General features: G+C 36.5%; 11 protein-coding genes. 6 read left to right on the top strand and 5 right to left on the bottom strand.

The genetic code is table 11. The annotated features are described in order from the left end of the window. Positions 1 to 25 precede the first annotated feature (25 nt). From EYS08_RS24000 to gatB, 4 genes are all read right to left on the bottom strand, one after another. Positions 26 to 748, bottom strand: a complete 723-nt coding sequence (locus EYS08_RS24000; protein ID WP_029274339.1) for an RluA family pseudouridine synthase — start codon at positions 746 to 748, stop codon at positions 26 to 28. A 291-nt stretch (positions 749 to 1,039) separates the two neighbouring features. Further along, the gene (locus EYS08_RS23995) at positions 1,040 to 1,729 is read right to left on the bottom strand and encodes a response regulator transcription factor (RefSeq protein WP_029274338.1); all 690 of its coding nucleotides are present in this window, start codon (positions 1,727 to 1,729) and stop codon (positions 1,040 to 1,042) included. A gap of 103 nt (positions 1,730 to 1,832) precedes the next feature. After that, positions 1,833 to 2,945: a TlpA disulfide reductase family protein gene (locus EYS08_RS23990; protein WP_131032468.1), complete on the bottom strand. Its 1,113-nt coding sequence runs from the start codon at positions 2,943 to 2,945 to the stop codon at positions 1,833 to 1,835. Beyond that, positions 2,945 to 4,402, bottom strand: coding sequence for an Asp-tRNA(Asn)/Glu-tRNA(Gln) amidotransferase subunit GatB (gene gatB, locus EYS08_RS23985; RefSeq protein WP_131032467.1), 1,458 nt, complete (start codon positions 4,400 to 4,402; stop codon positions 2,945 to 2,947). Before gatB ends, EYS08_RS23990 begins: the two co-directional genes overlap by 1 nt. Before the next feature lie 141 nt (positions 4,403 to 4,543). Between gatB and EYS08_RS23980 the strand changes: the two genes are divergently transcribed. The 3 genes from EYS08_RS23980 to EYS08_RS23970 all read left to right on the top strand — a co-directional run bounded on the left by EYS08_RS23980 (position 4,544) and on the right by EYS08_RS23970 (position 6,403). After that, positions 4,544 to 5,143 carry a hypothetical protein gene (locus tag EYS08_RS23980; protein WP_131032466.1) on the top strand — a complete coding sequence of 200 codons (600 nt, stop codon included), beginning with the start codon at positions 4,544 to 4,546 and terminating at the stop codon, positions 5,141 to 5,143. Positions 5,144 to 5,252: 109 nt separating this feature from the next. Next, positions 5,253 to 5,774 (top strand): hypothetical protein, encoded by a 522-nt coding sequence (locus EYS08_RS23975; RefSeq protein WP_131032465.1) that lies wholly within the window; start codon positions 5,253 to 5,255, stop codon positions 5,772 to 5,774. Positions 5,775 to 5,899: 125 nt separating this feature from the next. Next, the gene (locus tag EYS08_RS23970) at positions 5,900 to 6,403 is read left to right on the top strand and encodes a hypothetical protein (RefSeq protein WP_131032464.1); all 504 of its coding nucleotides are present in this window, start codon (positions 5,900 to 5,902) and stop codon (positions 6,401 to 6,403) included. A gap of 93 nt (positions 6,404 to 6,496) precedes the next feature. Here EYS08_RS23970 and alaS read toward each other — a convergent pair whose 3' ends face one another. Further along, positions 6,497 to 9,109, bottom strand: a complete 2,613-nt coding sequence (gene alaS, locus EYS08_RS23965; RefSeq protein WP_131032463.1) for an alanine--tRNA ligase — start codon at positions 9,107 to 9,109, stop codon at positions 6,497 to 6,499. A gap of 116 nt (positions 9,110 to 9,225) precedes the next feature. On the opposite strand from alaS, the gene EYS08_RS23960 reads away from it, so the two are divergent. The 3 genes from EYS08_RS23960 (at position 9,226) to EYS08_RS23950 (ending at position 11,339) form a co-directional block, all read left to right on the top strand. Further along, on the top strand, positions 9,226 to 9,561 hold the full coding sequence (locus EYS08_RS23960; protein WP_029274329.1) for a MerR family transcriptional regulator: 336 nt from the start codon (positions 9,226 to 9,228) through the stop codon (positions 9,559 to 9,561). A gap of 374 nt (positions 9,562 to 9,935) precedes the next feature. Beyond that, entirely contained in the window at positions 9,936 to 11,033 is a 1,098-nt protein-coding gene (locus EYS08_RS23955) for a helix-hairpin-helix domain-containing protein (RefSeq protein WP_165456550.1), read from the top strand. Between the two features lie 12 nt (positions 11,034 to 11,045). Then, positions 11,046 to 11,339: a hypothetical protein gene (locus EYS08_RS23950; protein ID WP_131032461.1), complete on the top strand. Its 294-nt coding sequence runs from the start codon at positions 11,046 to 11,048 to the stop codon at positions 11,337 to 11,339. The last annotated feature ends 224 nt before the right edge of the window (positions 11,340 to 11,563 follow it).

Below are 11,563 nucleotides of genomic sequence, written 5' to 3'. Positions count from 1 at the left end.
AAATAAGCCAATTTAAAGGGCTGTTTTATGCATCAAATTTATCCAATAACTTAATTAAGGTTGCAAAATCTTTTGGGTATGGTGCATCAATCACAATATCTTTGTCATCTAATCCTTTAAAAACCAAATGTCTGGCATGTAATGCGAAACGTTTCATAATGGGCTGCTCCTCTTCGCCTTTGGTTAATTTATAACCTCTCTTTATTGACGAAAGAAAAACAGGTTTCCCTTTGTACATATCATCACCAACAATGGCTGCCCTTTGTGTTGCTAAGTGGATACGGATCTGGTGCATACGGCCGGTTATTGGCTTGCACTCAACAAGTGTATAGTGTTTGTAGTATTTTAACGAATCGAAAATGGTTTCAGCTCTTTTGCCTTCTGCCCTATCAATGGTTACATTTTTATTGCCATCGTTCAAGATCGGAAGATCAACTGTTAACTGGTCGAAAATAACGTGCCCATCTACCACCGCATGATAAGTTTTATTCACTTTCCTTCTTTCGAACTGCATAGAGGCATGACGATAACCTTCAGGATTTTTGGCGATAATTAAAGCACCAGAAGTTTCTTTATCCAAACGGTGACAAACCTGTGCATCATCGCTATACTGTTTGGCAAGACGTAATACATTGGTTTCTCCTGATCCACCGCGTTCATCGAGGGAGGCTAAAAATGGAGGTTTATTGATAACAATAAAATCGTTGTCTTCGAAAAGAATAAGGTCTTTAAAATTTGGAAACTTCAAACTGTGCTGTAATTAATGAAGCGCAAAAATACGATTTTATTTTTATTGGTTAAGGAATTAACCACAGATAAAAAGGATGACCAAAACAAGCAAAATATTTTGTCATTCTGAACGCAGTGAAGAATCCCCAAACGATGGAATGTGTTGTTAAATAAAAGAATTGGGTAAAAGAAATGAGTATTTAATGTAAGTGGTACGGATTCTTCGTGCTCAGAATGACAGCATAAAAAAAACACAGATTATCATCAGAAAAAATCTGTGTTAATCTGTGTCTATCGATGGCAAAGCTATTTAAGATAGCTCAAACTTATAACCCACCCCTTTTACGGTTGATACATAAGTTTCGCCTAATTTTTCTCTTAGTTTACGAATGTGAACATCAATAGTTCTATTGGTTACTACTACCGAATCTTCCCAGATATTTTTAAGGATCGATTCGCGGGTATAAACTTTTCCTGGTTTTGATGCCAACAAGTATAGAAGCTCAAATTCTTTTTTCGCCAATACCACTTTGTTACCGCCTTGAAAAACCAAATAAGCCTCACGGTCGATTACTAAATCGCCAATTTCCAATTTGTTTTCAGATACTTCTTCTGTTCCTGTATTTCGTCTTAAAATCGCATTAATGCGGCTAACTAAAGCACGTGGCTTAATTGGTTTTGCTATATAATCATCAGCACCTACATTAAAACCTGCAATTTCAGAATACTCTTCACTTCTAGCGGTTAAGAAAACCATAAATGTATTCTTGAATTCAGGTATTGCACGCATTAAACGGCAAGCCTCGATTCCATCCATTTTAGGCATCATAATATCCAGGATAATCAAATCTGGATGTACCTTTTTCGCAACAGTAATTCCTTCTTGGCCATTGGTAGCTGTGAAAACCTGATAACCCTCTTTTTTAAGGTTATATTCAATTAGTTCCAGAATATCTGGTTCATCATCAACAATTAATATTTTCTGACCTGCGTTGTTCATAGTTAAATATTTGTTACGAAAGTAGTGTCTATGATGCAATATTTAGTTAAGCCTAAGTTAAGAAATTGTTAATTACTTAAATTAGTTTAACATGGAATTTGTTTTAAAGTAACGTTTTGGCTAAAAACGTCTCTAATTCATCGCCACGCAGGTTTTTTGCTATTATTTTACCAGAGGGATCAATTAAGTAAGAAGTTGGGATAGCCTGTACCTGGTATTTTTTTACCGTTACACCATTAAAATCTTTTAATTCCGAAACGTGCGTCCAGGTTAATTCGTCTGCTTTCACTGCGCCTAACCATGCTGCTTTGTCGGTATCTAGTGAAATGCCAATGATATCAAAGTTCTTATTTTTATATTTATTGTAAACCTTAACCACGTTCGGATTTTCTTGACGGCAAGGCTGGCACCATGATGCCCAAAAATCAATTAGTACGTATTTTCCTTTATAGTCTGATAAATTTACTGGTTTGTTGTCAGCTGTATTAATGGTAAATGCCGGAGCAACCTGCCCTACCTGAACGGCTTTTAAAAGTGCCATCTGTTTTACAAAAGTATCAACTGTAGCATTGCCTTTAATTTCTTCTTTCACTTCGTCCGCAAATTGCACCAGTTCTGCTTCAAATTCCTGCGGACTCAAAGTATTCATGGCATAGAAACTGGCAAGTGTACCTTTATTGTCTTTAGCAAATTTTATGATCTGCGTGTTTAGTTGATTGATGTACGATTCGTACTGAGGTTTCATTGCTTCTAACACAGCAGCCCTGTTTTGTGGTTGTGTTGCTACTTTTGCTTCAAAATCGGCCTGTAATTTTTCAACCTGTTTCGCAAAATTATTTCTGATGGCATTCAGTTCTGATAATTTATCTACTTCATTTGCCCCCGAAATTTTATAAGCCATTGTTTTATCGGCCAAATCTGCTTCTAATTTAATGTCATCACCATTTTTTGCAATTAACATAAACTCATGATTGCCTACCGATATCCTAAAGAAATCAACCGATGGAGTTTTGCGGATGAATTTAAATTCTCCTTTTTCTGATAGATTGGTGGAGTCGATTGCAACCATATTGCTATTTTGCATCCCGTATAAAAATACTTTCTTCTCCGTACCCGGATTTTGGAAAGTTCCATCAATCGTAAAGCTATCTTTAGGTTTACATGCAGTAAAAGCTATCGCGATCAGCATGATCAGACTCAATTGTTTTAATCTCATTATTTCAGTTTTTCAAGTATTAATTCATTTAATTTTTTAGCATCAGCTTTTCCTTTGGCTAATTTCATTACATCGCCAACAAACAAACCTAAAACGCCCTTTTTGCCTTTCTTGTACGCTTCTACCTGTTGTGGGTATTTATTTAACACTTCATCAATAAAACTACTTAATTCGTCTCCGTTTTCAGAGATCAGTAAGTTTAACGATTGTGCTAAATTGGTAATTTTTGCATTTTCTTCTAGCTCAACAGCAGGTAATAATTGTTGAATGGCAATTTGCTGTGTAATTTTTTTATCATCAACCAGATTAATTGCTTCTGCCAGTTGTGCCGGATTAACTTTGAAATCAGAGATCGTAATCCCTTTTTCATTTAAAACAGCTCTAATCGGGCCAATTAACCAATTAATTAAGCTTTTTTTGTTGTGAACAGCCAATTGCGCCTGGTTAAAATAGTTTAACAGGTCTAAATCTTCAGCAAAAAGCGTTGCATCTGCCTTGCTGATCCCAAATTCTGAAACCATCTGCTGAGAAATTTCATTTGGTAAAGCTGGCATTAAAGACTTAATCTCTGCTAACCAATCATCAGAAATGTAAATGGGTTGCAGATCGGGATCTGAAAAATAACGATAATCATTCGCCTCCTCTTTAGTACGCATCGGTGATGTAGTGCCTTTATCAGCATCAAAATTTAGTGTGCTCTGAATAATCTTACCTCCATTGCTAATCACTTCTACCTGACGGCCAAATTCGAAATCCATTGCTCTACGTACGTTACGCATGGAGTTTAGGTTTTTTACTTCGCAACGTGTTCCAAATTCGGTTGTGCCCTGTTGGCGTATAGAAATATTGGCATCGCAACGCAAACTACCTTCTTCCATATTGCCATCGCTTACATTTAAATGCCTCACCAGTTTCCTGATTTCACTTAATAAAACAGATGCCTCTTCCGAACTGCGGATATCGGGTTCGGTTACGATCTCGATTAAAGGTACACCCGCACGGTTCAAATCAACCAACGAATAGTTATCATCCTGATCGTGGATGCTTTTTCCGGCATCTTCTTCCAGGTGAATCCGATTGATTCCGATTTTCTTCGTCGAGCCATCGGCCAGTTGAAGCTCTAAAAAACCGTTAACACAGATCGGCTGGTTATCCTGTGTAATCTGGTATCCTTTTGGCAGGTCGGCATAGAAATAGTTTTTCCTATCAAAATGGTTGCTCTGATTAATCGTACAGTTTAAAGCCAGACCAATACGGATGGCTTTTGCTACAACTTCTTTATTTAACTTAGGCAAGGCTCCAGGCAATGCCAGTGAAACCGTAGATATATTTTGATTGGGTAAAGCCCCGAAAGATGCACTGTCAGCAGAAAATATTTTAGTGTTGGTATTTAACTGAACGTGGATTTCTAGTCCTGAAACGAGTTCGTAATTGTTTTCGGATGTTCCTAAACTCATATTAAAATGATCCCTTTAAATGTATTATGGAGGCAAATATAGTTAAAGAATGTTAAATGAAATTGCTTTAATTAAACTACCGTGCACAGCTATTGTCTATCTCAGCAAACACACAAAAGAAACCTTTAATTAAAAAACATTATGAAAAAGTTATTTTTATTTGCTGCAGTTCTGATGGTTTCATTATTCAGCATAAACAATGCAAAAGCACAAGTTAGCTTAAATATCAATATTGGTTCTCAGCCAGTTTGGGGTCCAACTGGATACAATCATGTAGATTATTATTATTTCCCAGACATCGATGCTTATTATTATGTTCCGTCTGGTCAATACATTTATTCAAACGGTGGCCGTTGGGTTTGGGTAAATAGTTTGCCTGCCCAATACAGGAACTTTGATTTATACCGCGCCTATAAAGTGGTGATCAATGAGCCAAAACCGTATTTAAGAAACAATGTCTATGTAACCAGATACAGCAAATATAAAAATTACGGTGGCCGACAGAGCATTATAAGAGATAGCCGTGATACTAAATATTATGTGGTTAAAGGACATCCAAACTACAATCAAAGACCTACAAGAAATGTGACTGTAGTTCGTAATAATAACCGCCCTAGCCGCATAGTACAAAGAAATGTTACTAAACCTGCTCAAAATAATGGCCGTCCTCAGGATAATAATGGTAGAGATAATCGTTCAGAAAGAAATAATGGACAAAGCCGTGGTAACGAGCGCCATTAATATTAATATTTAGTTGTGAATAAAGGAGCTTCGAAAGAGGCTCCTTTATTGTTTACTTACTTCTGGCACGTAGTTTGGCTATAAATAATAAACACTAAATGAATTGATTATGAGAAGATTATTTTTAATGGCTGCATTGATGATGGTTTCATTATTCAGCATCCCCGCTAAAGCACAGTTAAATGTTAATGTTAACATTGGTTCGCAACCGCTTTGGGGACCAACAGGTTATGATCATGTTGATTATTACTATCTCCCTGACGTAGAAAGTTATTATTATGTTCCACAGAAGCAGTTTGTTTACTTAAATGGAAACGATTGGGTTTTTGCCAATTCGTTACCTTCCAGATATGGCAATTACAATTTATATAATGGCTACAAAGTAGTAATTAATTCGCCTAAGCCTTATTTGAATTTTAAAAACGATAAAGTGAAATATGCCAAGTATAAGGGCAATAAAGGTCAGCTGGTAATTAGAGATAGCCGTGATCGTAAATATTATGTAGTGAAAGGACATCCTCATGGTATGCCTCCAGGACAAGCTAAAAAGATTTATGGAAAAGGAAATAACGGTAAGGGCCATGGAAATGACAATGGAAAGGGCCACGGAAATGGTAAAGGAAAACACTAATACCCAATTTTATTAACCGATTTAAAAAGAGCTTCTTTCGGAGCTCTTTTTTATATATCTGTTACAATAGAAGTTTTGGCACAGCGTTTGAATTGCTGAAGTACACACAAATAAAATAGATTATTATGAAAAAGTTATTTATCATCTCCGCGATTTTAGGTATCGTGGCTTTAACATCTAATCAATCTAACGCTCAGGTAAGTATTAATGTAAATATTGGCGCTCAACCAACTTGGGTTCCTGCAGGTTACCAAAATGTTAATTATTACTATCTCCCAGAAGTTCAATCTTATTATTATGTACCTCAAAGGCAGTTTGTTTATTTAAGTGGAAACAGGTGGACAAGATCAAGGTATTTACCAGCCAGATATAGAGGTTACGATCTGCATCACGGAAGAAAGGTAGTGGTTTATGGAAATAGCCCATATCGCAATTATAATACCCACAGAGTAAGCTATTCACGTCATAATAATTACTACCGCTCCTCTTATGGTGGTGGAGACAGAGTTAGATATAGTTCGCCAAGAAATAATTACAAATCCTACCGTGTAGATAAAAGACATCACGATAGGCGTGTAAATTCAAGTTTATTCTCTAGAGGACATAGAGAAAAACACGGAAGACATTAAAATAAAAAAGAGGCCCTAAAGCCTCTTTTTTATTAAATCTGTTTTATAAGATTGCTTCGTTGGCTGAAAAAGCCTCCTCGCAATGACGATTTCCTAAGGAATAAAACTTTCTGCTTTTTCCAAAACAACTTTTAATCCTGATGGGTTTTTACCACCTGCGGTAGCATAAAACGGTTGTCCACCGCCACCCCCTTGGATTTCTTTGCCCAACTCGCGAACAATATTAGAAGCATTTAATCCCTTTTTCACCAGGTGATCAGACAGCATGACGGTAATTCCCGGTTTGCCATCAATTTCTGTAGTAAAAACTAGAAACAGGTTATCAACCATATCTTTCAAAGAGAAAGCTAGATTTTTAACTGCATCGGCACTCTGCAGATCAATGTGTTTAGCAATCAGGTTAATGCCATTAATTCCTCTTACATGATGAACGATTTCATGTTTTAAGGTGTTTACCCGTTCTATTGTCGACTTTTCAATCTCCTTTTTCAGTTTTGCATTTTCATCCAACAAGGCCTGAACGGACGCCGATAGATCTTTACTTCCGTTTAGTAATGCTTTTAAATGGCCAAGTTCTTTTCTTTGATCCAGGAAGTATTGTTCAGCTTTATCAGCAGTGATGGCCTCGATACGGCGAACCCCAGCTGCTACAGCACTTTCAGAAACAATTTTAAATGAACCGATCTGTCCTGTTGCCTTTACATGTGTACCACCACAAAGTTCTTTAGAGAAATGATCATCAAAAGTAATCATACGGACAAAGTCGCCGTATTTTTCGCCAAATAAAGCTGTTACTCCGCTTTCAATGGCATCTTGATAAGGAACGTTACGTTGCTCCTTTAACTTAATATTCTGGCGGATTTTCTGATTCACAATTACCTCAATCTGCGCTAATTCCTCGTCAGTAACTTTAGCGAAGTGAGAAAAATCGAAACGTAAATAGTCTGCATTCACCAACGAACCTTTCTGGTTAACATGTTTGCCTAAAACTTGTTTTAATGCCGCATGCAGTAAGTGTGTGGCAGAGTGATTATCTTCAGTTAAAACACGTTTATCTTCATCTACAACAGCCCAAAATTTACCTTCTAAATTATCTGGTAAGATATCGGTAAAATGAACAGTTAAGCCATTTTCTTTTTTTGTATCGGTAATGTCTACCCAAAACTGGCGACTGTGGTCTTCTAAACGGCCGGTATCTCCTACCTGACCACCACTTTCGGCGTAGAAAGGTGTTTGACGTAAAACAATCTGGAATTGTTCTTTACCCTTAGCCTTTACTTTACGGTATTTTAAAATCTCGGTTTCAATTTCTAAATCATCATAGCCTACAAATTCGCTCTGTTCTTCAGTGTTTACGACAATCCAATCGCCTGTATCAATGGCTGTTGCGGCACGACTATCGTGTTTTTGCTTTTTCAAAGCCTGTTCGTATCCAACCAGATCAACGCTCCAACCCTTTTCTCGGGCCATTAATTCGGTTAAATCTATCGGGAAACCAAATGTATCTGATAATTCGAAGGCAAAAGCTCCCTCTACTACATCATTCGATGCCTGATATTTTTCGAAACGTTGAATTCCCGTTGATAAAGTTCTCAAGAAAGAAACTTCTTCTTCCAGCACTACTTTCTGAACAAAATCCTGTTGCGAAATCAGTTCCTCAAATACACCTTTAAATTGCTTAGCCAATAAAGGAACCAATTGATTTAAGAAAGGCTCTTTAAAGTTTAAAAACGTATAAGCATAACGTACAGCCCGGCGCAAAATTCTGCGGATTACATATCCCGCTTTATTATTAGAAGGTAATTGACCATCTGCAATAACAAAGGAAATAGCACGGATGTGATCGGCCATAACACGCATGGCGATATCGGTTTTCTCGTTAGCACCATATTTAATACCAGATTTTTCTGCAATAAACTGAATCATCGGCTGGAAAACATCGGTATCGTAGTTGGAGGTTTTTTCCTGTAAAACACGTACCAAGCGCTCAAAGCCCATTCCTGTATCAACGTGTTTAGCTGGTAAACTTTGCAATGAACCATTTTTTAAGCGGTTAAACTGCATAAATACATTATTCCAGATCTCGATTACCTGAGGATGATCGGCATTTATAAGGGTAGCACCATCAACTAAAGCTTTTTCTTCATCTGTGCGACAATCTACATGGATTTCAGAACATGGTCCACATGGTCCGGTATCGCCCATTTCCCAGAAGTTGTCTTTTTTATTTCCAGGTAAAATGTGGCTTTCATCAACATATTGTTTCCAAAGATCGTAAGCTTCCTGATCTTTTTCCAGACCTTCTTTTTCGTCGCCTTCGAAGTAGGTAACATATAATTTTTCTTTCGGGATTTTGTAAACCTCGGTCAATAATTCCCAACTCCAGGCAATGGCTTCTTTTTTGAAATAATCGCCAAAACTCCAATTACCCAACATTTCGAACATGGTGTGGTGGTAAGTATCAATACCTACTTCTTCCAGATCGTTATGTTTGCCCGAAACACGTAAACAACGTTGTGTATCAGCAACACGAGAATATTTTATGGCAGCTTCTCCTAAAAACAGATCTTTAAACTGGTTCATACCCGCATTGGTAAACATTAAAGTGGGGTCGTTTTTAACCACAATCGGTGCGGAAGGAACAACATGATGTTGTTTCGATTCAAAAAAACTAAGGAATGCCTGTCTAATCTCTTTTGCTGTCATTTCAATATTATTGGAGGGAACAAAATTAAAATTTTATTGCGTTATTAAGGAAAAATCGAGCTACATTTGAATACTTTAATTAATCGATATAAGACACTCATAATCAAGCACAAAATATGCCGTATAAAGAAAGAGACATTAATAAAATGTATTATACCATGGGCGAAGTGACTGAAATGTTTAATGTTAACGCATCTCAGATCCGTTTTTACGAGAAGGAATTCGATATTCTACAGCCCAAGAAAAATAAAAAAGGCAACCGTCTTTTTACTCCAGAAGACATCGAAAACCTAAAGATCATCTTCAATCTTGTTGATGAAAAAGGATTTACATTAAAAGGTGCCAAAGATTATTTAAAGAATAATAAAACAGGCGTTAGAGAGAATCAAAAGATTATAGATTCATTAGAAAAACTAAAGGGTTTTTTAGTAAACTTGGCAGAAGAACTGTAAACATTTATTTCCTTTATCATTATCGATTTTTTTTTTGTGTTACCCTTCTGTAATTACAAAAATACATTTTTTGTAGGTTTTTTAATTATTTTACTATATTAGCAAAACCAAAACATCAATCACCCCTATTTTTTATTAACTGGTATAACCCCTGCTTATGAAAATATGGTATGTATTGTTGCTTGTCTTTTTTTCTTATTTTTTATTTTCCAAAAACCAATTGGATGGCTATTTATCTGCAATAGTTAATCATTTCTTTCTTCGAGAAAATCCTTTTGGAATTACATTGCTACCGAACCTTTATGATATATTTCTAATTGGAGGTGGCTATGAGGTTTAGGAGCTTAATTGTTGCATTTGTAATGATTGGATTCATGGCGAATGCTCAAATCAATACTGAGGAAACAGATACACGTGATATTTTGGAGAGTATGGCCGAAAACCTCCCTGATGATTACGATATGACCGAGCTGGTTGATATATTGGAAAAATATCGTAAACATCCAATTAATCTGAATCGTACTTCAGTTGAAGAATTAAAAACTTTGGTTTTTCTATCCCCCCTACAGATTGGTAATTTCTTTACACATCTAAAGGAAAATGGTCAGCTTACAGATGTGCTGGAGTTACAAAGTATTGACGGTTTTGATATTAAAACTATCCAAGCCCTCCTCCCATTTGTAACATTAACCAATATCGCTGAATACCAGCAGCTCAATTTTAAAAACATTATACGTACTGGTGAAAATGATTTAATGATGCGCTTTGCACAGACCTTACAAAAGCAAAAAGGTTATACAGATTTACCCGGGAACCGGTATTTAGGTTCGCCGGAAAGATTTCAGATGCGCTATAGATATCATTATAGCTCAATTCTATCAGCAGCCATTACTTTAGACAAAGATGCTGGTGAAAAATTTATAGGTAAGCCTTTCGGCAATATTGCGTTATTCAAATTGGGTAAACTAAAAAAACTGGTAATTGGCGATTATACATTGCAATTTGGGCAGGGCTTAACATTATGGTCGGGTTTTTCTTTTGGCAAAGGTCCTGATGTAACCAGCGTTGCTAAAAAAGATTTAGGTTTAAGGCCTTATAACTCTACTAACGAGTATTCTTTTTTTAGAGGAGGCGCTGCAACAATTAACTTATTTAAAAATGTAGACATTACCCCTTTTGTTTCGTTCCGCAATCTTGATGCTAGCCAAAAATTAGATTCAGAAGGGAATTTAGTTCAGGCCACGATTAATCAAACGGGTTTACATAGAACCCCTACTGAGATTAAGAATAAAGGTGTTTTGGCGCAAAGGGTGTTTGGTGCTACAGTTCAATATACCAAAAATGAATTTGCTGTTGGCGCAATTGCTTACCACACTAATTATAAGAACCGTTTTATTACGCAAACAGCAACTTACGATCGCTATAGTTTCACTGGCAAAGCATTAACCAATTTGGGGTTATTTTACAATTAAACTTATAAAAATATGTACCTCTATGGCGAGGGTGCTAAAGGTTTAGGCGGTGGTATTGCCTATATTAACGGTATCCTCATTAGTTTGTCGCCAACAGTTTCTGCAGCCTTAACTTATCGCGATTTTGATAAAGATTATCATAGTTTCTTTAATCAGGCAGTATCCGAATCGAGCGAAGCGGTAAATGAAAAAGGATTGTATGCGGGCTTAAATATTAACCCCAATAAACATGAGGGCACTGAAAAAGTTACCTCCTTTAGTGGGTTAACTTTGAAAATCGATCAGGTGAAACATGTTTTCACTTGATCGATTTTTTATTTAAGGGTTTTTATTTTCTAGTCTGGAAGTTTGCTTCTGTGTGCTGATATGGGAATATGAAGTTTTGGGTCTTTATTTGACGCTATTTTGGCTTCTAGATAGCTAATTTGATGATTCTTTTCAGGTTTACAGTGAAAATAGCAAGTGCACCCTGCATTTCCATACCATCTATTCCATAGGCTATTGCCCGTCCATATCCGTGAACGTTTTTT

It is taken from the genome of Pedobacter kyonggii, assembly GCF_004310665.1.
GTDB lineage: Bacteria > Bacteroidota > Bacteroidia > Sphingobacteriales > Sphingobacteriaceae > Pedobacter > Pedobacter kyonggii.
The sequence above is the reverse complement of the archived record's forward strand: the minus strand, read 5'-3'. Positions and strand labels throughout refer to the sequence as shown.